The organism is Calothrix sp. PCC 6303, from assembly GCF_000317435.1.
Lineage (GTDB): Bacteria > Cyanobacteriota > Cyanobacteriia > Cyanobacteriales > Nostocaceae > PCC-6303.
Window position 1 is genome coordinate 6153398 of record NC_019751.1, and the last position, 24309, is coordinate 6177706.

General features: G+C 39.0%; 24 protein-coding genes. 9 read left to right on the forward strand and 15 right to left on the reverse strand.

What is annotated here, in order from left to right; all coding sequences use genetic code 11:
- Window positions 1–317 precede the first annotated feature (317 nt).
- From CAL6303_RS24940 to CAL6303_RS24955, 4 genes are all read left to right on the forward strand, one after another.
- A complete protein-coding gene (locus CAL6303_RS24940; protein WP_015200616.1) occupies window positions 318–893 on the forward strand; it encodes a hypothetical protein in 576 nt (191 codons plus the stop codon).
- Window positions 894–1060: 167 nt separating this feature from the next.
- Window positions 1061–1615, forward strand: coding sequence for a hypothetical protein (locus CAL6303_RS24945; RefSeq protein ID WP_015200617.1), 555 nt, complete (start codon window positions 1061–1063; stop codon window positions 1613–1615).
- Window positions 1616–1691: 76 nt separating this feature from the next.
- The gene (locus CAL6303_RS24950; protein WP_015200618.1) at window positions 1692–2558 is read left to right on the forward strand and encodes a molecular chaperone; all 867 of its coding nucleotides are present in this window, start codon (window positions 1692–1694) and stop codon (window positions 2556–2558) included.
- 194 nt (window positions 2559–2752) lie between these two features.
- Window positions 2753–6175 (forward strand): carboxypeptidase regulatory-like domain-containing protein, encoded by a 3423-nt coding sequence (locus tag CAL6303_RS24955; protein ID WP_015200619.1) that lies wholly within the window; start codon window positions 2753–2755, stop codon window positions 6173–6175.
- Window positions 6176–6194: 19 nt separating this feature from the next.
- Here CAL6303_RS24955 and CAL6303_RS24960 read toward each other — a convergent pair whose 3' ends face one another.
- Window positions 6195–6992 (reverse strand): endonuclease/exonuclease/phosphatase family protein, encoded by a 798-nt coding sequence (locus CAL6303_RS24960; protein WP_015200620.1) that lies wholly within the window; start codon window positions 6990–6992, stop codon window positions 6195–6197.
- 420 nt (window positions 6993–7412) lie between these two features.
- On the opposite strand from CAL6303_RS24960, the gene CAL6303_RS24965 reads away from it, so the two are divergent.
- Window positions 7413–8024, forward strand: a complete 612-nt coding sequence (locus CAL6303_RS24965; RefSeq protein WP_015200621.1) for a Uma2 family endonuclease — start codon at window positions 7413–7415, stop codon at window positions 8022–8024.
- A 200-nt stretch (window positions 8025–8224) separates the two neighbouring features.
- Here CAL6303_RS24965 and CAL6303_RS24970 read toward each other — a convergent pair whose 3' ends face one another.
- From CAL6303_RS24970 to CAL6303_RS25005, 7 genes are all read right to left on the reverse strand, one after another.
- Window positions 8225–8563 (reverse strand): type II toxin-antitoxin system RelE/ParE family toxin, encoded by a 339-nt coding sequence (locus CAL6303_RS24970; protein ID WP_015200622.1) that lies wholly within the window; start codon window positions 8561–8563, stop codon window positions 8225–8227.
- Entirely contained in the window at window positions 8547–8810 is a 264-nt protein-coding gene (locus tag CAL6303_RS24975) for a hypothetical protein (RefSeq protein WP_041740910.1), read from the reverse strand. The genes CAL6303_RS24970 and CAL6303_RS24975 overlap by 17 nt, the downstream gene beginning before the upstream one ends.
- Before the next feature lie 77 nt (window positions 8811–8887).
- Window positions 8888–9211, reverse strand: coding sequence for a XisI protein (locus tag CAL6303_RS24980; protein WP_015200624.1), 324 nt, complete (start codon window positions 9209–9211; stop codon window positions 8888–8890).
- On the reverse strand, window positions 9199–9648 hold the full coding sequence (locus tag CAL6303_RS24985) for a XisH family protein (RefSeq protein WP_015200625.1): 450 nt from the start codon (window positions 9646–9648) through the stop codon (window positions 9199–9201). Before CAL6303_RS24985 ends, CAL6303_RS24980 begins: the two co-directional genes overlap by 13 nt.
- Window positions 9649–9658: 10 nt before the next feature.
- Complete coding sequence (locus CAL6303_RS30920; protein WP_203225940.1) at window positions 9659–10159, reverse strand: hypothetical protein; 501 nt, start codon at window positions 10157–10159, stop codon at window positions 9659–9661.
- A 297-nt stretch (window positions 10160–10456) separates the two neighbouring features.
- Window positions 10457–11908: a serine/threonine-protein kinase gene (locus CAL6303_RS25000; protein ID WP_015200627.1), complete on the reverse strand. Its 1452-nt coding sequence runs from the start codon at window positions 11906–11908 to the stop codon at window positions 10457–10459.
- A 176-nt stretch (window positions 11909–12084) separates the two neighbouring features.
- The gene (locus CAL6303_RS25005; protein ID WP_015200628.1) at window positions 12085–13104 is read right to left on the reverse strand and encodes a serine/threonine protein kinase; all 1020 of its coding nucleotides are present in this window, start codon (window positions 13102–13104) and stop codon (window positions 12085–12087) included.
- Between the two features lie 147 nt (window positions 13105–13251).
- On the opposite strand from CAL6303_RS25005, the gene malQ reads away from it, so the two are divergent.
- Window positions 13252–14778 carry a 4-alpha-glucanotransferase gene (gene malQ / locus CAL6303_RS25010; protein ID WP_015200629.1) on the forward strand — a complete coding sequence of 509 codons (1527 nt, stop codon included), beginning with the start codon at window positions 13252–13254 and terminating at the stop codon, window positions 14776–14778.
- A gap of 102 nt (window positions 14779–14880) precedes the next feature.
- Here malQ and CAL6303_RS25015 read toward each other — a convergent pair whose 3' ends face one another.
- The 4 genes from CAL6303_RS25015 to CAL6303_RS25025 form a co-directional block, all read right to left on the reverse strand.
- Window positions 14881–17055, reverse strand: coding sequence for a glutamine synthetase III (locus tag CAL6303_RS25015; protein ID WP_015200630.1), 2175 nt, complete (start codon window positions 17053–17055; stop codon window positions 14881–14883).
- Window positions 17056–17151: 96 nt separating this feature from the next.
- Window positions 17152–17298 (reverse strand): hypothetical protein, encoded by a 147-nt coding sequence (locus tag CAL6303_RS30515; protein WP_158333184.1) that lies wholly within the window; start codon window positions 17296–17298, stop codon window positions 17152–17154.
- Between the two features lie 903 nt (window positions 17299–18201).
- On the reverse strand, window positions 18202–19008 hold the full coding sequence (locus CAL6303_RS25020) for a helix-turn-helix domain-containing protein (protein WP_015200631.1): 807 nt from the start codon (window positions 19006–19008) through the stop codon (window positions 18202–18204).
- 45 nt (window positions 19009–19053) lie between these two features.
- Window positions 19054–19800, reverse strand: a complete 747-nt coding sequence (locus CAL6303_RS25025; protein WP_015200632.1) for a pseudouridine synthase — start codon at window positions 19798–19800, stop codon at window positions 19054–19056.
- 164 nt (window positions 19801–19964) lie between these two features.
- Between CAL6303_RS25025 and CAL6303_RS25030 the strand changes: the two genes are divergently transcribed.
- Entirely contained in the window at window positions 19965–20675 is a 711-nt protein-coding gene (locus tag CAL6303_RS25030) for a DUF2993 domain-containing protein (RefSeq protein WP_015200633.1), read from the forward strand.
- Between the two features lies 1 nt (window position 20676).
- Here the strand turns inward: CAL6303_RS25030 and CAL6303_RS25035 are convergent, their stop codons facing one another.
- The 3 genes from CAL6303_RS25035 to CAL6303_RS25045 all read right to left on the reverse strand — a co-directional run bounded on the left by CAL6303_RS25035 (window position 20677) and on the right by CAL6303_RS25045 (window position 23140).
- A complete protein-coding gene (locus CAL6303_RS25035) occupies window positions 20677–21564 on the reverse strand; it encodes a phosphatidate cytidylyltransferase (RefSeq protein ID WP_015200634.1) in 888 nt (295 codons plus the stop codon).
- An 87-nt stretch (window positions 21565–21651) separates the two neighbouring features.
- Window positions 21652–22254 (reverse strand): precorrin-6Y C5,15-methyltransferase subunit CbiT, encoded by a 603-nt coding sequence (cbiT, locus tag CAL6303_RS25040; RefSeq protein ID WP_015200635.1) that lies wholly within the window; start codon window positions 22252–22254, stop codon window positions 21652–21654.
- 307 nt (window positions 22255–22561) lie between these two features.
- Window positions 22562–23140, reverse strand: a complete 579-nt coding sequence (locus tag CAL6303_RS25045; RefSeq protein ID WP_015200636.1) for a type IV pilin-like G/H family protein — start codon at window positions 23138–23140, stop codon at window positions 22562–22564.
- 555 nt (window positions 23141–23695) lie between these two features.
- Between CAL6303_RS25045 and CAL6303_RS25050 the strand changes: the two genes are divergently transcribed.
- Both CAL6303_RS25050 and tatA read left to right on the forward strand, forming a co-directional pair.
- Window positions 23696–24037, forward strand: a complete 342-nt coding sequence (locus CAL6303_RS25050; protein WP_015200637.1) for a hypothetical protein — start codon at window positions 23696–23698, stop codon at window positions 24035–24037.
- Window positions 24038–24075: 38 nt separating this feature from the next.
- Window positions 24076–24249: a twin-arginine translocase TatA/TatE family subunit gene (tatA, locus tag CAL6303_RS25055; RefSeq protein ID WP_015200638.1), complete on the forward strand. Its 174-nt coding sequence runs from the start codon at window positions 24076–24078 to the stop codon at window positions 24247–24249.
- Window positions 24250–24309 lie beyond the last annotated feature (60 nt).

Consider the following 24309-nt stretch of genomic DNA (forward strand, 5'->3'; position numbering starts at 1 on the left):
TCCAGAGAAATCAAATAATTATAGGTTCTGATTTAAATCTCCAAAAATCAATCTGTAATTATGAGAAATCAACGAAATGAGTATATAAAAATTTTGATTATTTGTTGAGGGGGTGATTCTAAGGGCATAAAACTATCTACCTAAGTATAAAAGACAATCTTAATGGTGACAGATTTGAGAAGAGTATCAACTCTAGGGCTAACCAGGGAATCTGTATTAAACAGTTAATAGCTAAATCAAATTCATCTGCAAGGTTGAAGAGATTCAGTATCAAGCAAATTGAAAAAATACGACTTACGAGAAGGAAAACTTTTGACATGAATAAGAAAATTTTTGGAATAATTGCAGCTGGTGTTGCGGCTTTGGGTAGCGCGATTATTGCAGTTCCTGCACAAGCTGTAGAACAAACTGTTGATGTATCAGTCAATGTTGAGCCTTTTATTTACTTGCGTACTTTCAAAGATGTCAAATTAAAAGTAAATCAAAGTGAATTGAGTGGTAAAAGTGGTGATTTCGATACTATAAATGCAACCACAACTGGATCAACACTAATTGATAGAACTAAACCTGATTTTGGCACCACTGTCGCAACAACCATAAGCAAAGATATCACAGAGCTTTATGCTGTTTGGGGTAATACACCAAATGACGTTAAAGTTGTAGTTACACCAGTAACAGGTAAAAATATACTTGCTGGACCAGACGGTAACCTAGCCGAAATTACAGTTGGAGAATCAATTGGTGATAGCCAGAAAAAACCAAATAACAAAACTCCTTTTGTTGGTGGCATCAAGTTAAATATTAGCTTCCAAGATGATACTGGTGCAGATGCTAATGCTGTTGCTGGTGATTATACTGGTGGTCAGATCAAGGTTGATGCTAGCCAAATTTAAATCACCATAACTTCTGGTGCAGGCTAATCGCCTGCTGCCAATATCTATTTATTTCATCACCAACAATCAGCAGCATTTTTTATTAACAATAAATTGTGAAATTAATTATTTAATTGAGTAGTTTATTGTTGGTCATCACAGTCATTTTTGTGGATTAGGAAACATCAATGGTAGTTAACAAAATCAGCTATCGACAGCAACTTAGATATTTCTTAGCTCTAGCCGTCACAATTATCGTTTCACCCCAGCCAAGCGTTGTGGCTCAAACTCAAGAAAATCAAACGTCAGTGGATGATATCTCAACCAAACAAGTAACTATTGACCCCCTGAGGGCGAATGAGATCTTATCAAAAGAAACTGGTACGGCAAACAATTTACAAGAATTGTTGAGTAATCCAACTTATCAAAAGATTTCCCGTGACATTACTTGGAAAAAGCGGGTACAAATGGATCGCTTAGAATCACCATTACAAGTAACTTATAAGTTGCAAGATAAAAGTGGACAATCAAACCGCTTTAACAACAATCAAAACTCCACATCAATTTTGGATGTTGTTTTTAAAAACTCTCAAAGCAGTATTATTTTTCGGGATGATGCACGGAATTTAGCAATAGTTGAAGGCACCGTGACGTTAGAATTTGACTCCTCCAGAGCCACCGCAGGAGAACATAAAGGTGACTTAGTTGTTTGTGTTAAAAGCCGTGATGGTGGATGTTTGTAGGTATGTTTGTAATTTGAATTTTTATTTTATCTAGTTAACTTAAATTTTGTGATTGAGCGATAACAGGGAGTAAAGAATGTTAAAAAGAGCTACGAGTTTAGTACTAAGTTTAGTAAGCGCGATCGCATTCATGGTTCCAGAGGCAATTGCAATGGAGATTGGGGTAAGTCCACCCCGCTTTGAAATCAAGATGGATGGCAAAACCAAATCACAATCCATCAAAATCGTGAATATGTCGTCGGAACCTGTGGAAATGCAGGCTTACGTCAGAAATTGGACGCTAAATGAAAATAATCAAATAGAAGAAATTAGTTCTACAGAACAATCTCTAGATCAATGGATTGTTTTTACCCCTTCTCGCTTTACCATTCCACCCCGTGGTACACAAAATGTCCGCTTTGCGATTCGTCCCAAAGTTAAACCCGCTGCTGGTGAACATCGAGCAATTATTTATCTAGAAGAAGTTCCCTCAGCAAATGCAGGTTCTCAAGCAGTGAAAGCAGTAGGACGTGTTGGTGTAGCTGTCTATGCCTACTCTGGTGATGTGAAACGGGTTGCAACCATCAATTCCATTAATGTTGATGCTAAATCCACTGCTGTCCAAGCGAAATTTGATGTTTCTAATACGGGTAATGCCCATGTCCGACTCAAAGGACAATATGCAATTTGGCGCGCAGCAAATTATCCAGGTTTAAAAGCAACTCAAGCTATACCAAAAGACAAATCTAAGCTGCCTGCAAACGTCATAAGTGTTGGAGATTTAGATTTTGCACCAATTTTGCCAGCAATGCGTCGTCAACTCACTCTCCCAATCAAGCAGAAATTACCACCGGGAAACTATGTATTAGATATCAATGGAGATTTGAGCGGTGTTCCCATAGATCAAGGAATTAAGTTCACAGTTCCAGTTGCTAATACTAGTCCTGTAACTCCTAGAAAATAATATATTTTTTCTCATCTTTTTGTTCTCAAACTTCTTCTAAAACCCCCTTTGAGTCCAGAGTCATGGGCGTAGTTATTGCCTCTTCACGAAGTCAGAAGAAGCCTCGCCCTGCCAGGGTGAGGTCTCTGTGACACTGACAAAACTTTGGCAGTCAGCCTATTCTCAATACCTTTACTGAATCTTTGTGCCTAAGTATGCTCTACCTAGCTTTACCACCTGCACCACCTCCAATTGTGATGACAGTGGCTCCCAAATCTACTGTCAAAACCTCGAATCAGAAGCTGATTAAACCTTCAACTGATGCGGAAGAAACTTGTTTTTCATTAGAAGTTAATTCTCAGAAACCAAGTCTGGTTAATAGCTTATTCAACAAAATGTTAGCGGCTTCCACTCCTGTAAGTGAGAATCCAGCTTGCAAACCTCAGAAAGCTTCTAGTGTTAAAGAATTTCCTCAAGTACATCAGAATCGGGTAAAAAACAACTATGGCGACAGCAACTCCCCCTCAATTTCGCACAACTCGACGGGTAAACAAGCAGCAACTACGCCCAAAATTGCAAACAATCAACCAAATGCGACTGATTCTGCTGTCGTCAGTGCTATTAAATCAAGCAAATCGCAAATAATAGCCGCAAATTCTCAGGATACTGTCACCCAAATTCTTGCTGCTGTTCAAGAATTAATTAATATTTCTATTTACGCTTCAATTAATAATATAATTCCTGTAGATACTTCAACTCAGTCACAATCATATGAGTCTGAACCTACAAAGGATATCAATAGTCAAAAAGTTGCAATCAAAAGTAATCCTATAACTACCGAAAAACCAGAAGCACAGGCAAATGCTATTGCTAGTGGTGAAAACTTTGATAGTGCCAAAATTCTGGCAATTATCCAGGAATTAGTGACTATCTCCATATCAGCATCTCTGAATAATATTGTGGGTAATGCTCTCGAATTAGAGACTTTAAACCCTGACAATAACTCACAGTTATCTAAGCCGAAACAAGCTGAAAATACTCAAAAGATTGCAGCTACCACCAGCAGTACAACGAAACTGGATAGCAATATTAATCAAAATCCAAAAAACCAAAGCAACCCAGACAACTCGATCCAATTAGCTAGAAATCCTGACGAACCCTTTCTAGTAGCAGTAGTAATTAATGGTCGAGAAGTAGGAACTTTAGATATTATTCAACAGGGAAACACTCTCCTCATCCCTATTGATAGCTTCTCAGATCTTGCTGGATTTGAAGTTAAAAAGACTAGTAAAAATTTAGATATTAAAACCCCTTTAGGCTCTGTTCAATTATCACCAGATTCATTAAAACAAATTAACGGTATTAGTTATATTAGCAGTGATGAAATTAATAGTAAATTAAGCATTAAAGTTAGTTTAAATACAGCCGATTTAACCCTACTTACCGATTTACCCTGGCGAAGTGCAAATGGTCAATATCGTCAGCGTCAACCGAATTTAAAGCCAGAATTTTTTGCTCCTAAAAATGGGTTATCAAGCTTCCGTCAAGAATTGGATATTAGCACCACGGGCGGTGATAGCAGCTTGCGAAGTTCTAGCCGCTTAGGAGGACGAATCGGTGGTGGATCTTTCCAAGCAAGAATTGATAATGATTTTGTTAATCAACCTGAAATTTCCGAATACTTCTTTTATAAACGTTTTAACAGTTTACGCTTACAAGTGGGTCGCCAACAGGTTGGCTTACATCCATTAATTAGTCAAATAGATCTAACTGGTTTACAACTAGGTTATAGTAATTTGCCAGCCGAAAGTTTTAGCAGTGGTTATGGTGCAAATGAACTTTTACCAAGACGTTCACGACCAATTCAAAGTTTTCGCGGTGATGCACCACCAGCAAGTTTTGTTCAACTCAGAGTTAGTGGAGTTCCTGTTGCTCAACAGCAAGTAGGATTTGATGGTAAATATGAATTTGTTGATGTCAGTTTACCAATTGGTCAAAGTAACGAAGTTGAAGTTGCAATTTTTGACCGGAATAATTTGAGAGTTCCAATAACTGTGAGAACAGTACGGATTAACGCCTCAGATTTACTTTTACCAGCCGGAGGAAACGTTCAACTAGGTGGCATTGGCTTTAGTGGGAATTTAGTCCAAAATACCTTATTTAACCAGCAATTTGATTCTGATTATGCTGGTAAATTCGTTGGTTTTTACCAGATGCGACAAGGGCTTTCAAATAATCTGACCTTTGAAGGTTCAGTTCAAGCGACACCAGGGGATTTACAAAGTCAAGCTGGTTTAGTTCTGCGTTTAGCAAATCCAGTTATTTTATCAGGAAGTGTAGGAACTTCTGGTGATAAAGTTGGATATACCGCTGATTTAGATGTTCAGCTTAAAAATTTACAAATTAATGCAAATTCTCAATCTTTACCAAGGGGATATGAAAGTACAAGCGGAGCTAGTCAGCGTTATAATCACAGCTTAGAACTCAAATACAACTTAAATAATAATTTCAATTTAGGTTTTATAGCCCGCAATTACAAAGATTCCAGCCGAGACAGTAGCTACATTTTACCAACATTTACAGCTAGACCTTTTTCCAGTTTATCAATTAATGGCAGACCAGATATTGAGGGGCGCTATTTAGTCAATGCTTTTTATCAACCTAGTGCGGCAACTCGATTATCATTTAACACCTATGGTGATTTATATACTTCCGATTTGAGTTATAAATTTGGTAATGACTATCAATTATCCTTGGGAAATGAATTTGGTGGCAGTTTAGACTCGCGTTATTCCTTCAGTATTGGTCGTAATCCTAGCCGTTTAGATCAGTTAGGTTGGAATATCGGATTAGCTTATCGTGGAGGAGAAGTTGCACCAATTGCGGGTGCCAGTATGCGGGTGTTACCGGGTTTATTTGCCAGAGTAGAATATCAAGGAATACCTTCACGCACTAGGGGGATATTTGGTGGTGTTGGGGATGATCGTTTCACTGTTTCCCTAGTATCAGACTTATCATTTGCTGGTGGTCGGGTGACACCTGCAAGCTACGGTGGTATTAGCAAAGAGCGAGGCGCGATCGCTGGAAGAATCCAAGTCGCTGGTGGCAAGAAAAACTTCGATTTGAGCGGTTCAAATGTCCGCGTAATTGATAGCCGTAACCGCATGGTTGGTGCTGCTCGAACTGATAAAGGAGGCAATTTCTTTGTCGGTAATTTACCAGAGGGCGTGTATTTTGTCGAACTAGAACCAGATGAATTACCGATCGAGCTTTCCATTGCCAAGACAACTAGAAGCGTGGAAGTTGCCAATTCTGCTGTGACTAAACTCGATTTCCCAGTACGTCAAGAATATGGTGTTGCCGGAAAAATCACTGATGCAACAGGACAACCCGTTGCCGAAGTCAAAATCGAACTCCTCAACGGTGCTGGTGCTAGAGTCATATCTAACGTGACTGATAAATTTGGTTTGTACCGTCTGGATGGTGTTCCCGTTGGTAAATACACATTACGGATTTCCCAAACAGATCAACTCAACTCCAATGACACTCTCCCTAAGCGTCAAGTAGAAGTTAGTGACGAGTTTGTTTATAACCAGAATTTACAGTTACCAATTTCCACCGCAGCTAAGAAAAAGTAGAAAATCATTCGCATTGATGTTAATCAAAATCAAAATCCGCAACAATCCCAAAATGATCAGAAGGATAAATTAAGGAATTTTCTGGAGATGCTTCCGTTAGAATTAATTGACAATCATTAACCTGTAAATGTTGATTAAAAAAAACATAATCGAGAGTTCCCTGCCAAGGTTTAATAGTGCGATGTACAACGGCATTAACTACTTTTAAACCCACAGCACGCCATAATTGTCTGTTAGCTTTAGCTAGTGGGGTCGGGCAAGTATATTCTGGCTCGGAACCGTGGCATTTTTCATAGGCAGATGTAAAATATTTACGCAAAAATTCGATTTCTGAAGTATCCGGCGTTGCATTAAAATCACCGACAACAATTATCGGTAATTCTGGCGATAATTCACCTAACCAGTTAACTAATAATTTAAACTGTTCCATCCTTTCTTGACAGGAACCCGGTTGCCAATAATAATGACCATTACAAATAATTACAGGTTGATGATTAATTTCCACCTGGACAAATTGAGCCAAACGTCCTTGGGTTTTTAGATCTAAAGATTCTTGTTTACTAAAAGGATAGCGACTAAGAATGCAAATTCCATATTCGCAACCACCTTTATAGGGTAATTGATTAAAATTAGTTTGATAAATATATGGCATACCCAACTTTTCTGCAAGGTAAGCGCCAGTATTCGCTTCTATATTTACTTCCTGTAAACAAATAATATCAGCGTTAATTTTTTGCAATCCAGATACTAATAAATCCTGGCGCTGCTGCCATAATTCCATCTTGAATAAGATATTGATAGTTGCAACTTTAATCATTTAATATAACCTATCGCACTTTGAAATCGTTTGGTAGTCGTCGGTTAGTCGGAGACGCACGAGAATTTGTATGTTAATTAATAATCTTATTTGCGTCGTAACCCAACATCAAAATATTTGGGGAAATTGAAAGTCTAAATGTTGGGTTACTCTACGAGATGCAAGCTACGCAAAGCCTTCACCCAAACTACGGGAGAAACGCGTAGTTTACCACCGTAGGTATCGCACTTAAGGAATGCTTGCTTGAAAATTTCATTGATTGCATCCCTTGGTGGCACTAGATTTATCCTATCTAACTATACTTTTAGTATTTGCTCTTATTCTACAAGCACCGCTTTTACAATCAGGCTGTAATATATAATTATGAATTCGGAATGTCTGTGCATCACCAAAAGTGACAATTCAGGAGGAATCGTGACAATGGTTCAAGCACCACCTAAGTCTATAACTGTTGATGAGTTCATTTCGCAGTATGGCGATAGCGATCGCTACGAATTAATTGATGGGGAATTAATCGAAATGGAACCAACTGGTCCACATGAACAGGTAGCAGGGTTTGTAGGGCGGAAATTTAATGTGGAGATCGACCAAAAATACCCAGATTACCTGATTCCCCACCGATGTCTAGTTAAACTTTTAGGTACAGCAACAGCTTTTCGTCCAGATGTAATTGTATTAGATAAAACTCAGCTTACCAACGAACCATTATGGCAACGGGAACCTGTGATTACTCTTGGAGGTTCAATCAAACTTGTTGCCGAAGTTGTTAGCACTAACTGGCAGAATGATTATGCTCGTAAATCAGAAGATTATGTAGCACTAGGTGTTCCAGAATATTGGATTATAGATTATTTGGGTGTTGGTGGTAGGGAGTACATTGGCAAACCAAAACAGCCAACAATTATAATTTGTACTTTACTTGAAGATGAGTATCACAAGCGGTTATTCCGCAATGATGATTTACTTGTTTCCCAAATTTTTCCGGAAATCAAGCTAACTGCAAATCAAGTTTTTGCTGCCAGTAAATTGTAGGTTGGGGAGTCACTGTGTTGCGGAGGTTTCCTCAGTTGTAGCAAGTGACGTTTGAGATACATGACAATTTTGGATTTAATTAATAATCTCATTTGCGTCGTAACCCAACATTGAAATATTTGGGAAAATTGAAAGTCTAAATGTTGGGTTACTCTACGAGATGCAAGCTACGCTTCACTGCACCCAACCTACATCTGATGCTAAATATCACTTTCTAATTGCTTTATTTCATCTAAAGTCAAGGGCGCTTGGGCAGTATGACAAACGTATAATATATGTACTTTTGTATCTCGAATTGCAAAAAGCACCCGATATATGTTTTTGGATTTCCCATAAAGTAATTGACGAACATCCTCAGAGAAAATATCATTCTCAATCGTCAATGGACAGCGTAGGGGTTTCTCTTGCAAAGTTGCGACAGCATTCATCAATCCTCGGAACCATCTATCGGCAAATTCGGGATTGCGTTCTCTATACCAGCTATATGCTTGATCAATTTGTTTCTCCGCAATAGGAAGAATCTCAACTTGGAATGTCATATTTCTTCTGCATTTCTGCTACGAAATCACCAATAGGACGAGATTTTCCGGCGTTTAATTCCTGGAAACCTTGCTGAATACCTGCAATGGTTTCCAGTTGTTCGATTAGCTGACGCAGTTTAGCAGGATTGACTTTACCAGCTTCCAGAAATGTGACGAGAACTTGAGTGTGTTCGCTCACATCTTGCGGTAACTCTGTGAGTTCTATTTGCCCGTTTTGATAAATTCCTTCGATAGTTTTTAATATCATAAATTAGTTTGGGGTGGTGGTTGCTTTTATTCTAATCCCTGGCAAGATATAGAAGAGGATAAGCAGACGATAATTTAAGCAGGAATTCGACTATCTTGTTGAGAAATAAACGCTAATATAATATCTTCTTCAGCGATACCGCAATCGATTAAGTCTTGAGTAATTCCCGATTCCATGCCATCGTACTCAACCGTCACTTTTCCTGCCGATAAAGTTAAGTAAATCAAATTACCCCTAATTCGTTTTCCTCTGTCCCATCCTACTTGCATCAAACCATATCTATCTTGGGATTCATCGAAAATTGTATCTAATCTAATATCACCGTGGGATGGTTTGAATTTTGCGTATTGAGCAATCAGTTCTTTGATTATTTGTCGATATTTATTTAAGTTATCCACTTCTTTACTTCAACCCTTTTTAAGTTGACAACAATCATCTTTAATGGTATCTCATTGATAACAAGTTCACCTATTGGTTCTTGAAAAAAATCTTCATAAAGAGTATCGCTAATAGCCAAGTAAACATCACGTCCTGGGTCTACTTTCTGCAAAAGTAATTGATAGAGAACATACTGTCCAATCGCTTGTTCTAAATCTTTAATTATCGATTTGGCTTTAAATTCCTTGATCTCTATTGCAATACGGCTATTATTCTTTTCTGCACCAATCAAACTACCTTGGATGTTATCAGCCTCAGATTTACTTGCCCCCAGGTCAACAAAGAGAAATCTCTCACCGTAGGATATTACATAAGGGTCATCTTTTTCTTTGATTATCCAACCGTCTTTAATCAATGCTTGCTTGACAATTTCATGGATTGCATCCCTTGGTGGCACTAGATTTATCCTAAACAGGCTTTATTTTCACATTAAGTAAATTGTAGAAATATTTGGAGAAAATTGAAAGTCTAAATGTTGGGTTACGCAAAGCCTCCACCCAACCTACGGGAGAAGCGCGATCGCATACAATTCCCGCACGCTCAAAATAGGGATTGAGAATAGGATGTGCATCGATAGTATAGTCCGGTTCTCTTTCCGATATATCAGTCGCACTAGGAGTCCACAGATAAAACTTGTCTGGAAAAACCATCAAAAAATAGAGAGCATTCGGTAAAATTCCATGTGCAAGCATGTTTCGTCGAAATTTTGTAGCCCATTCTGGTGATGTGTTGGTTTTACTCTTAACCTCGATTGCCAGGACAAGTTTACCGTCATTACTTACGACAGACAAATCCCAGCGTTGATCGGAGATAAAAGCCATAATCGGCTTGCCTCGAAAATCAGATACCTTATTATTTTGACGCAAAATGCTAGCGATGCCCTTGGCAACCACTTTCTGGTATCGCACTTCTCAAATTTCAGTTGCTAAGAGGACTAAAAGCCAAGTGAAAAAGAAAAAAATCTTCTCCTGGACAAATGCGTTTACCTTGGGATGACTGGAAAGCAACGAACAATGAAGAAATTGAGGAAGTTGCAACAAAATTCATTTTTGCCAACTGTTATGACCAAAAAATCGCGGGGGACATACTACAACGAAGAAGCCAGAAAACACCAAACTCCCAGTGCCAGGTATCGGAAACCCATAACCCGCAAGACTTCGTGGAAAATGACTCGTTCACAAATCTTTATAAAGTTCTGTAACCCCTTATATGCTAGACTTTACAAGTCTGGACGCGAGAAGAGAGAAAGATTTCCAATTATAATATACCATTCCATCATAAACACCACACCAAATGGGCTTCCATGGGAGATGGGCTTCCGGTGCCTGACTTAGACTAAAAGTAATATCACTGTAGTACACCCATTTTTTCCCCCTTTTCCAACCAATGCGATCGCCAAAAGCGTTCCAAATTTTATCGTTGTATTCCTCTGTTCCACCCAAACTTTGATAAATGCGCTTTTGCACAGAGAAGCCAAAACGACCATTGCTGTATTTTACCCACAGTTGGTCAATCGTGCGAAGGTCAGCGCAAGGAAAGTTATTAATTGACTCAACACCAAGATAGCCTTCTCGTTTTTGGTTGGCTACTTTCAGCATTAATCTGCCTGTTTCTTCGTCTGCTTCTCGCCAATTTTGTGCTTTGAGTAAGTCAGAAAGATTTGTGTAATCTACTCCTACTTCTGAAGTTAGATTCTCTTTATTTATATAATTATTCGCTAATTCTAACGCTTTAGAATAATCACCTTGTATTATTTGTGCTTGACCAGGTTCTAGATGACTATTCAATAACTTTAAAGCCTTAGAATTATTGCTTTGTGCAATTTTTGGTTGAGCAACAAATAAATCCACCCATTCCTGCATGGTTTGCGATCGCTCTTTTGCTTCCAATGCCATCCCTTTCAAAATCGCATCACAACAGGATTGACTCAAACTCGAAACAATTTGCTGTGGTGAAATTAATTCAGCTTGATAATATTTTCGATCGCATGAAGAAACTGGATATTCACCTGTGACAGCATAATATAAAGTAGCTGCCAATCCATAAATATCTACAGTCGGTTCTTTTCTGCCTTGAAATTGCTCGTAGGGTGCAAAATTTTGATTACCAAAACTGCGAGAAAATGAAGTTGCGGGGGTTATATCTCCAGCTAATCCAAAGTCGATTAACATCGGTTGTTTATTACTGCGAATCATCAAATTGCCGGGATGAATATCCCGATGCACTGTAGAATTTTCGTGCATCGAAATAAGTGCATCTCCGATTTTTAGAATATAATTTACAGCTACATTTTCAGGTAGAGGATTTAGTTTACCATTTTGCGGTTCGATTAATTGAAACAAATCCTGTCCTGCAATATACTCCATTACCAAACAGGGTGTATTACTACCTTCTTCAAAATAATCAATAACTCTCACAATATTTGGATGTGGATTTGTAGAAAGTTGTCCTAATAATTGTGCTTCTTGAATAAACTTGCCAACAAATCGGGAATAATTGCGATCGCGTTGCAGCATTGGATTCGGTGTTTTAATCACCACTGGCAAATTAATCTGAGAATTTCTAGCTTTGTATGTGACACCAAAAGCACCTTGACCTAACATCATTTCAATGGTGTATTTTTGATTATTCAATTTGTGTCCTGGTTGCCAATACATAGAATTTTAGAGTTTATATTTATGGGAATTTATACTTTATTTTCCTTCGATAAAATCCAAATTAAACTTTGTCCATCATAAAAAGTGGAGTTTTGTCATTGCGTAGCTTGCGTCTTCCTAAGGAAGCAATCTCACAATCTGAAGTTACAAATTACGATTCTCAAAATAGACGAGGTTTAAGGCTTATTTGGTACTGATGTGTTTGTTGGTTGCGGTGACGGTTTGATAAATCTTTCTTTAATTTCGTTCCCAAAAATCCCTGTAAAAATACCAACTATGGTAACAACCAATGCAGCTACACCCAACCAAAAAGCTAGGATTGCGTATCTTGTTTGTATTTTAGCGAGTTTGTCACCTCCTGTATCAACTACAACAGAGGGAGGCTGCAATCCGAGTAGATCGAACCATGCTTGAATAGATTGAGGACGCTTTTCGCACTTCATTTCCATCGCTCGGAGAATCGCGGAATTGGTTTTGTCGCTAATTTGGGGATTCCATTCTTGCGGTTCTTTTAGCGGTGTATTATTTTGCAAGCGTTCTTTAGCATTGGTTGGTATTTGTCCCGTCAGCAGGTTGTAAAGTGTCGCTGCGAGGGAATAAATATCCGTATAGGCTCCAATTTCCACCGTTTGGGAGTACAATTCTGGCGGTGTGTAACCGGGTTCTGCCACTTGATCGGCACTGACGCTTAATTTTTTGTAATCAAATCCCCGTGCTAAACCAAAATCGATTAATACTGCATCGCTGGAACCACCACGAATCATAATATTCGCTGGTTTGACATCCCGATGTACCAAATTATTTTGATGTACAACTTCCAAAGCTAACCCAATTTGCCGGATGTATTTGAGTGCTTTTGCTTCTGGGAGAAGATTTTGGGATCTTCTTTGTAAATCTTCCCCATCAATGTATTCCAGTGCCAAACAGCGCAATTTATCCTCTAGAAATGGCAGTTCTAAAAGCTTCACAATATTGGGATGTTTGCAGCTAGATAATTGCACTGCTTCTTTGACAAAGCTTTCTTGCAAATCCTGAAAACCAGGTTGATGTATCAACACATCATCAAGGGTTTTAATAATAACTAAATTTCCCTGAATATTTCTGGCAAGATAGGTAATACTGAAACGTCCTCGTCTGCGTACCTCTTCGATCGTATACTTCCCACCTTGTAGTTGCTTATCTTTATCCCAAGCCATCCCATCAACTCCAGCAAAAACTAGAGTTATTTTGACACATAGTAATCCTGTGGAAGTAGCCTGGTAAATCTCGGTATGGAATCACTCCTATAAAATTAACTTCCTATTCCATGTTAAATTCGATGAGATTGCTTCCTCTGATTACTTATGCCTTTTCCTAGATCCAGCGGTATTCTGCTACACCCAACAAGTTTTCCCAGTCGTTTCGGAATTGGGGATTTGGGTTATCCAGCCCGGAGTTTTATTGATTTTCTCAAAAATAGTGACCAGCAATATTGGCAGGTGTTGCCATTGGGACCGACAGGTTACGGAAACTCTCCGTATATGTGTTACTCGGCGATGGCGGGAAATCCTTTTTTAATCAGCCCAGATTTGCTAAAGGAACAAAATTTACTGGCTGATTGGGATTTCGGTAATTTACCAGATTTTTCGATTGAAAAGGTAAATTACGAACAAGCTATTACTATTAAAGTTAGATTGTTAAAGCTGGCTTTTGAGAATTTTAAAAATCTGGCAACACCAGAACAACGCCAAGATTTTGCTGTTTTTTGCGAAGCTAAGGCATATTGGTTAGATGATTATGCTTTGTTTATGGCGCTCAAAGATGCCCATCAAGGTGCTAGTTGGTATCAGTGGGAGACAAAGTATGCCAAGCGCAAACCAGAAGCTATTGAGGCAGCTACTCAGGAACTGAGTGATGATATTTTCTATTACAAATTTCTGCAATTTGAGTTTTTCTTACAGTGGTCACAACTCAAAGATTATGCCAATGAACATAGTATTAAAATTATTGGTGATATACCTATTTATGTAGCACACGATAGTGCTGATGTGTGGTCAAATCCAGATATATTTTGTTTGAATGAAAAGACTGGTGAAGTTGAATTAATGGCTGGTGTGCCACCTGACTACTTTAGTGCAACTGGTCAACTTTGGGGAAATCCAGTTTACCACTGGGAAGAGTTGGAAAAACAAGATTTTGCTTGGTGGGTGAAGCGCTTTGAGGCGATGCTGGATTATGTTGATATTATTCGCATTGATCATTTTCGCGGATTTGAAGCTTTTTGGGCTGTTCCCCGTGGGGAAGAAACGGCGGAAAATGGTAAATGGATGAAGGCATCTGGAGATCAATTATTTGAAACTATCCGCGATAAGTTGGGAAAACTACCTGTTTTAGCTGAAGATTTGGGGATTATTACACCCGATGTGGAAGCTTTGCGAGATAAGTTTGAGTTTCCAGGGATGAAAGTCTTGCAGTTTGCTTTTGGTTCGGATCCTGGTAATGAGTTTTTACCGTTTAATTATGGACGAAATTCGGTTGTTTATACTGGAACCCATGACAATGACACTACAATTGGGTGGTTTAATACAGCTAGTGATCATGAAAAATACAATTTGGAATTATATCTAGGTGGCATTAGTAACGATGGTGTCCATTGGGATTTAATTCGTATGGCATTAAGTTCCATTGCCAACCAAGCAATTATTCCCTTTCAGGATATTTTATCCTTGGGTGGAGAAGCGCGAATGAATTTTCCAGGAAAACCAGAAGGTAACTGGGAATGGAGATATCACCCAGATAGCCTCAGCGATGGTTTATGCGATCGCTTACAGAATCTAACTAGGATATATGGACGCGCACCCCGTCGGCGAACTACTGAAGAAAAATCTTAATTAATAGTCAAATAGACATTGAGCTTGTAGTTACCACCAAAAGATAACTACAAGCTCAATTACGGGCTAATTAAGCCAAAATCTAGACATTATCAAGATTTATTACTTAATAAATAGCATCTCCTGATATTTTGGTAGGGGCCACAAATCATCTGCAACATTTCCTTCCAAAGCATCAGCATATTCACGAACTTGATCCATCAGTGGACGAATTGTTTGTGCACAATGCTGCATGTGTTCTTCAACGCTGGAAAAATCGTGCTTATCCAAAACATTGCTTAGTTTGCTGACGGTATCAATCATCAGTTTGGTTTGAGAAGCAACTGTTTCAGCAGTTTCTGCTTCAAACACCATCCCAATTTGTTTGAGGTTAGCAATGGTACTAGCAAGTTCTGATAAGTAACGAGCTGCCGCAGGATAGATCACTGTTTTTGCCAAACTAATTACCAGTTTAGCTTCCATTTCGATCACATTAATGTACTGCTCTGAGTACACTTCAAAGCGACTTTCTAACTCAGTAGCAGTAAGTACACCTGTTTTTTCAAACAATTCTTCAATGTGCTTTTCCTTCAAAATCGGCAACGCATCAGCAGTAGTCCGCAGATTCAATAACCCACGTTCTTCAACTGCCATTTTGTGCCATTCTTCAGAATATCCATTCCCACCAAAAACCACTGCACCGTGATCTTCCATTACTGATTTGAGGATACTATAGGCAGCAGTATTTAGATCATTTCCCTTTCCTAATTGTGCCTCTAACTGATCTGCTACCCAAGTGAGAGAATCCGTCAAAATCGTATTCATCGCCACCAAGGGACCAGAAACAGATTGTCCAGAACCCACAGCCCGGAATTCAAAGCGATTCCCTGTAAAAGCAAAGGGTGAAGTCCGGTTGCGATCGCCTGGATCTTTTTCAAATAGTGGTAATGTGGCTACACCTAGATCCATTACCCCAGCATTGGCAGAACTTTTAACATCTCCCCGCTTAATTTGTTCAAATACATCCTCTAGCTGAGAACCTAGATAAACTGAGATAATTGCTGGAGGGGCTTCATTGGCACCCAAACGGTGATCGTTACTAGCGGTGGCAACTACAGCCCGCAACAGAGGACCATATTTGTGAATCCCGCGAATTACAGCACCACAGAATAGTAAAAATTGGAGATTTGAGTGGGGGTTTGTGCCAGGATCGAGTAGATTTCCTTGGGTGGCATTACCAACTGACCAGTTAACATGTTTCCCAGAACCATTGATGCCAGCAAAAGGTTTTTCATGTAGTAAACAAACAAAACCGTGTTTCTTTGCCGTATTTCGGAGAATTGTCATGGTCATCTGTTGATGATCGCTAGCAACGTTTGCCGCTTCAAAAAATGGTGCAATCTCAAATTGTCCGGGGGCAACTTCGTTATGTCGGGTTTTGGCGGGGATACCCAGGCGATAAAGTCTTTCTTCTACGTCTTGCATAAAGACTTGGACGCGCTCTGGAATCACTCCGAAGTAGTGATCGTCAAACTGTTGTCCTTTCGCCGAAGGTCGCCCAAATAGGGTTCTTCCTGTTAGTAATAAATCTGGACGGCTATGGGCAAAGTGAGCATCCACCAAGAAATACTCTTGTTCTGCACCACAGCTAGAGTTTACGGGTGCAACTTCTGAATGTCCCAGCAGGTTTAGCAAACGGGTTGCAGCTTTGTTCATCGCCGCATTAGAACGCAACAAAGGGGTTTTCTTATCTAGGGCTTCACCTGTCCAAGAAATAAATACAGTGGGAATGCACAGCGTGACACCATTATCTGTCTCCATCACGTATGCCGGACTGGTGATGTCCCATGCAGTGTAGCCCCGTGCGGCAGCAGTAGAGCGAATACCACCATTGGGGAAGGAAGAACCATCGGGTTCACCTTGCACTAACAATTTGCCAGAAAATTCTGTGATTGCCGTGCCATCACCTTGAACGGAGATAAAACCGTCATGCTTCTCAGCGGTAATGTTGGTCATTGGATAAAATACGTGGGCATAATAAAGCGCCCCTTTGGAAATTGCCCAGTCCTTAATGGCTGCCGCAACGATCCCAGCGATAGAAACATCTAGCTTGCCACCAGTTTGAATCGTCTTTTTCAAGGATTTGAAGACATCTTTAGGCAAACATGCTTGCATTTTGTTTAGGGTAAACACATCGCTTGCCCACATTTCTTCTAGACGGTTGGGAACTTTAGGCGGTAGCTTTTCTCGATCGGTAATTTGACAAATTGCCTGAAAGCGCGATTCATTACCACTCATGGTTGTTTTTCCTCAGTAAATAAAAATGGAATTCAGATATCATCTGAATCTGATAAACAAAGAAAATTTCTACGATTAAGTTATTTGTCCTGCAAATCACGACTCTTTGCGCGATGCAGTTGTGGTGCTGAGATCATAGTCGCTTAATACTGCCCAAGCTAAAATTCGGAGATTTTTACCAAATTTTGGCAATGTAAAATGCGAATATGGAGATTCCAATAAATTTGCCCACTTTAAAGCCAACTGGCTAATCTAGTTTAGCCGATCGAGTTTTTTATCGTCTGCTTCAATATTGAACTAGAGGGTTTTGAAAATATTAGCATCGGTAATTATTACGTCTTTAAGTTCGGTACATTCTACTTAGCGATCGCATCTGTTAGGTGAAGCCACACAATGAGAGTTTAAAACCGTTTTTGGTATAGTTAATTCTGATGCAAGGCAAGCACTAAGATAGTTTAATGCTAATGCTTTAGGGCATTTTCGAGAAATGAGGTATCTACAGATAAATGTAACTGACTAGTTAAATAAATAACTGTCAAGCACTAATTATATCTGACTCAAAGTTTTAGATATTCGACTTAATATTAGGGACATAAAATAAAAAAAAAATGTATTAGGATATACGGTTTTTCAAAAAGGTTTATGTACACATCCACAAACTTTTAGAGACGTAGCAGTGCTACGTCTCTAAAACCGTCATTTCTATCAATAGTAGGGGGTTTAATACTCCGATGCAGAAGTGTCGCCAGTTTTGAGTTGGGGGCTGAATCTAGGCTGTTGCCCTACTGCCTTCTTCAAACTGACAGACTACTAGTACCTCAAGGCAGTAGTCAGTTTTAACTGGAAATGGTTCGTTACGCTCCGCTTACACACCCTAGAGAACTAGACAAAAAAGATGATCCAATATTGTGGGATAGGCAGCGTTCGATGATTCCTGAGCCTGTCGGAACGAAGTGTACCGGAGGTAAGGACTGACTGGTACTAAGCCTAGTCGGAACGAAGTGTACCGGAGGTAAAGTAGCGCTCACGCCGAAGTCTTGCATATTCTTGTATTAGTAGCAGGCAAGATGCCTGTACTACAAGAAATTTTGGGATATTTTTTTTTGGAAGTCTCTAATAAATGCACTTTATTGAATTCATGTTCCTCTAAGATCTCATATTTGCTGCAATCGTCAACTCTTTGGTTTTTCCTATTTCTCCCAGTGGTTTCGCCTGCTTTTTATTTACACTTAGCAATACACCACCAGCATTACCTGCTTTGAGGGTTAAATGATCTTGAGCTTTCCAAATTCGCTGTGTACCTTGGGGTAAAGTGCCTTCAAATTCAGTTTTCCCATCAACTTCGACTCTAATCCATGAGGAATCTTTGAGTGTGACACCAACCTGAACATTGTCTTCCACAGTGTCTGGACTCAGTTGATTATTAATGGTTTGCAAATCCAGATTTGGCTTCACTTGGGTTGGTTTTACCAGTGCTTCTTTCTGTTGATTTTTTTCTTCCCCGTTATTCCCTTGGAATTTGGCAACATTTAAAACCTGGGATAAACCGCTAACAGAACAGATAATTAGCCCAATATAAAGTACATATAAATGATTTGGTCGTAGTTGACCAAAAACAGTAGTTTTCAACTTAGATAGAGGTTGAGAATCATTCCTTTCAGTTGGGAAACTGCTGGATAATTCATTTCCGTCCAATCCTAAAGCATCAGCATATAACTTAATTAAACCTTGAATATAAATAGGTTCGGGAAGATTGCTTAAATCACCTTCTTCGATTGCTTGAACTAACCTACGGGGTATTTTAGTATAGGCGACTACTTGATCGATATCAAAGCCATATTCTTGACGTAGATTACGAAACTTGGAACCAATTTCAACAATTTTTTCGACTCTTTGCTCATCGAATGAAAGAATCTGTTCTACTTGTTCTTGTTTATGAATTTGCCACTTCATATTGTCCTTTCACTCCTTAACCCAACAAAATCATTAAATAGGAAATCACTCTAACTGCGAATTGAGACTAAGAATCTCGAAATCTTTTAGGAAACGATAGGAACCAGGTGCTAAAACTTTTTGTCCTGGTAGATGTAACTGAATTGAACCAATAGCAATCCGGTGGAGTTTGATAACGGGGTGTCCTAATTGTTCGGCAACACGACGGATTTGACGATTTCTTCCTTCCTTAAGGATAATTTCTAAACTAGTGCGATCGCTAAATCTTTGCAAAACTCGGATAATAGCTGATCTGGTTTTTTTGCCATCTAGCATTAAACCATTTCGCCACATTTCCAGGACATTCGTTGTTGGATGTCCTTGGATAACAACATGGTATGTCTTCGAGATGCTGTGACGGGGATGGGTGAGTTTAAAGGTCATTTCACCATCGTTTGTCAGTAATAATGCTCCGGTTGAATCTGTATCTAAACGACCTACTGGATGAATCCCCTGACCAGAGCGTAATTCTTCTGATAGTAGTTCTAAAACCGTTGGTCTACCTTGGGGGTCATCACAGGTGGAAACTACTCCCAGCGGTTTGTTTAGCAACAAATATACTAAAATCGGGCGTTTATTCTGAGAAACTGGTTGATTGTCAACAGTAATGATATCTTTTTGAATGTCTACTTTTTGACCTAGATGCGCCAAAACACCATTAACCTGTACCCGTGACTGCTGAATCATTTCTTCAGCTTGCCGACGCGAAGCTATACCCCATTGGGATAGTATTTTTTGTACCCGTTCCTCCATGAAAAAATTACTGATGTAGATTGCAAGGTTTAATGAATACTATATGCCGTTAACCTGAAAGTTAATAGGCGTAAATGTTACAGTTATCATCTCTTTAATTTTGACAGAGATTAACTTAATTAATGTCCATGATGCTTGTTATGTATACCCAAAAAACTAGATAAATGTCACAAGTAAGTTCAGAAGGTAATGCTTCCAAATCGACCCGGATGATCTCTAAGGTATTAACTAAAGCACTTAAGCTTTGGTTGCGATCGCAAACTACTAAAATTGGTCATTTAGATCTAAAAATCGAAGCTAGCGATCGTCAATTACTGTCGGGATCAATTCCCCAGGTTTCTATTTTTGCTCAGAATGCTGTTTATCAGGGTTTACACCTCACGGAAGCTAATTTGATTGCTGAAAATATTCGCATTAATATCGGCTCTGTACTCAAGGGACAACCGTTGAAATTGTTGGAAGCAATACCCGTATTTGGTAATGTGGTATTGACTGAAGAAGACTTAAATGCTTCACTAGCATCCACCCTACTATCCAACGCGTTAAATGATGCCCTGATAAAACTAATACCAGACTATAGCGCAAAATCCAAGAAAATTGTTTGGCAAAAAATAATTCTTGCCAACAACTATTTGCTACTTTTTCCCGCAGATGATTTCCAAAGCAGCTATTTATCGGAAATTATGCTGGAATTAGAGTTATTGAACGGTCATGAATTAAAAATTAAAGCTAAAACAATTGCAGCTTATGCCAATGCAGAAACTGACACAAAGTATGAGGAATATTTAGATTTAGGTACGGATGTAGATATTCAAGAACTTAACTTGAACCCTGGTAAACTGACGTGTCAAGGTAAGATCAATATTAATCCGTGAATTATTTCTCTAGCAACGGCAATAGCAGTGTGACAAAATAAAAGACTAATGGGGCAGTAAAAATATAACTATCAGTTCGATCTAAAATTCCCCCATGACCAGGGATCAACTGTCCAGAATCTTTGACTCCTGCATCGCGTTTGAGCATTGATTCGGTTAAATCCCCCAAAAGTCCAGCAACACCAATTAAAAGACCTAAAGCAGTTCCTGTAAAAGCATAATCAGGTAACTTTAAATAATAGGAACCCAAAACGGCAACTATAACACTTCCCGAAATTCCAAAAACTGCTCCTTCTACGGTTTTCTTGGGACTAATATCAGATAAAGGGGTTTTACCAAGATATTTACCAAAGAAATAAGCACCAATATCTGATGCCCAAATACAGAAAAAAGTCAATAATGTAATTGTCAATCCCTTTGGTAACAAATGTACGGAGTTGGGGGAGAAAAAATCTGTCCAAGATTCTGGGAAATAAGCTCCTAGAGGTAAATTACTAGATTGAGCACTATCAATACCTCGTAATCTCACCCAAAAGCTTGGTAAATATCCAGTATAAAATAAACCTAAAATAGAAGCAGAAATATCGGCAATAGTTGCCATTTTGGGTTGAAATAATAGATAAAAGCAAATGAAGGTACCAGCTAATGGTAGAACTGCATCAGCAAGATGACCTTCGATAGTAGAAATTACTAATAAAATGAGACTAACTACTAAAGTTGTTTTGGCAGCAGGAGCAATACCCTTAGCTCGAACCAAGTCAAAAAATTCGCTTTGACCGAGATAAATAATCACTGCATAGGCGAGAGTATAGTACCATCCACCTAAAAGTGTGCTTCCAAGAGCGAGCGCGATCGCAATAATTCCACTAAAAATTCGAGACCAAGGCATAATATTTTGAATTATTTCATATTCTAAAATCTAAAATCGTCTTAAGAAACCTGTGCTGTCACCACAAAAATCAGTATCGGGAGAATATCACTCAAACTTTTCACCGCTAACGATAAAAATAGGGTCAACAGCTGCAAAGGTTTGGGAAAAGCCACGGGTTTCTAGACGATTTACAGAAGATTGCACAACTTCGACATTTCGAGCTTGCAATAATGACAAACTTTGGGAAATTGTATACAGATTCTCTAGATTAGCAGCTGTAGCTACCACACGACCTGTTGGGGCTAAATATTGCCACACTGTTCGCAAAATTTCGTGGATTGATTTACCACCTTCGATGCAAACGCGATCGGGAGTTGGTTTAAAATCATGTAAGCATTCGGGAGCGCTTCCTTCAATCACATCAACGTTTGTAACTTGGAAGCGATCGCAATTACGACGAATCAAGCTTGCTACCTCCTCATCACGCTCTACAGCAAGAATATGTCCTTGAGTACATAACAAACCAGCCTCTACAGGAATTGTCCCAGTTCCGGCACCAATATCCCACAATACAGAGTCGATTCGCAGTCGTAGTTGCGACAATATTAGTAACCGAATTTCCCGCTGACTGAGGGGAATACCCGGTAAATGCTCGAACATATCATCGGGAATACCTGGAGTGACGTAAGACCAAAGTTGATTAGGCATAAATTAACCCAGTGTGAGGATATCGAAAAACAACTAATGAGTAACGAGTCTGTTTTGTAACCGGACTTAAAAAGGCAGTTTTGCGGGGTCATCCGACTGAGCAAACGTACCATCCCGACACGACATAGCGCAAAGTAAGTGGATACTCTGCCTCCACGGTTTTTTCGCACCGTTCTATTTAGATTAATCTGAAACGAAAAAAATCAGGCTTTTGGTGTCACGCATCAACCTTAACATTGTGACAATCCCGTAAGTCCTGACTTATACAAATATTACAAATATTACAAATATTTCAGAGATTTAAAAATCAGCGACTAATTTGTTTTGTCCCAACACCACAAGTTAAAACACCATTTTCATTTGTGGGGGGTGAAGGCTGGGTACTTGTTGGTATATCTGTTCCACAAATAATAGTTTGTGTAGTGGAGTTTGAACCGGGTGAACTAGGATCAGGAACAACAAAAACGCCACCAACATAGCTTTTTAGATTCTCTGTTTTGGAAGTTCCGTAATTAAACACAGCTTTAGTTCCCAGACGAATCGAATAGTTGTAGTTATCAGTCTCACTTTTGATTCCCACACCCAACTTATCCAAAGAATCGGTAAAATTTTCGTACTCCAAAACATAAGCTTGTTGAGCGCGATTCATCGAACCAATATAGGTTTTTGCTTCCGATTGCTTTGCTTTGCTAGCCTGATTGGTCAAACTTGGTAATGCGATCGCACTTGCTAATCCTAATATTAAAGCCAAGAAAATCAAGGCAAAACCTTGATCTTCCCCTTCATCTTTATTCGATAAACGTCCCAGAATCAGAGTTTTCAGGTTCCGAGAAACACCTTCCCCTGTGCTTCGACTTGTTCTGACTTCGTGAGTATATTTTTTCATCAAAATAATTTTCCAACACTAGTTTTCATATAATCTTTTTAACTTTAGGTGCTTTTCTAGTGCTACTATTAGCTGATTAATTAAGTACAAATACTAGTTATTTTGCAGCTATTTAGAGATTGATGGGATTAGCTATTCAGTAAGTCGGCACAAATAAACACAGCTTCTTGAAAAATATTTTTGAAGACGGAAGCCCCTAAAAAAGTTTCCGCTCTGTAACAAAGTGTAAATTAAATTCAAATCCTGACCACTACTAACTAGTAGCTACTGACTTCCCACAACGACAATTTTTCCCACACACACACCCACTCAATCTATCTTTTCAAGAATGCACCTGGGTTTTCTCTTCAAGAGAATTTGTAATCACGCCTACAATCATTACTCCAATCAAATTTCTGATGGCTTTTGTTTTAACCAAAGTACAACAGCAGGTATTTCAGAACTAAATTTGGATCAAGTTTATCGATAAATGATATAACAATCTCAGATTCTGACGATTGCTACACTATTCTATTGAAGCAATGTATCATACAAATAAATTAACAGAACTTAACAATGGTAGAACCACCAATCAAGAAAGCTGACCGTCAGCAACAGCCTAATGCTGACATCGACTCTCAAAATCCACCCCCAAAACCAACCCTAAATCCCAACTTTGAACCTCCCATTAAAGCTGGTTCAAGAGATTCCAAACCCAAAGACAAAAATTCTGATAGAGACAGAAAATCAGGCAAAGGTAAAAGATCATCCTCTGGGGATGAATCTAAACCACCAGTTAGTGCTGCACTAGCACGGGGTCCTAAACCTGTAAAACCTCCAGTCAAAACAGAGGTTGAATCTGAAGAAACAACATCGGGAGCCGAAACTGAACCCGTCTCTGAGGCATCTGAAGGTTAAAATTTGATTGTGTACGTAATCACTTACAGGTACAACCAATGTTTGGACTAGGATGGACGGAAGTTGCTGTAATTGCAATTGTCGCAATATTAATTTTTGGACCGAAAAAAATTCCGGAATTGGGAAGTGCCTTAGGTAAAACCTTGCGGGGTTTTAAAGAAGAATTGAAAAACCCCAATGAAGACAACAATAATCCGGAACGGGAAGAATAATTTACGTTCAACAATCCATAGTTAATGGTCAAAAAAATATTTTTTGACCATTGACTCTGG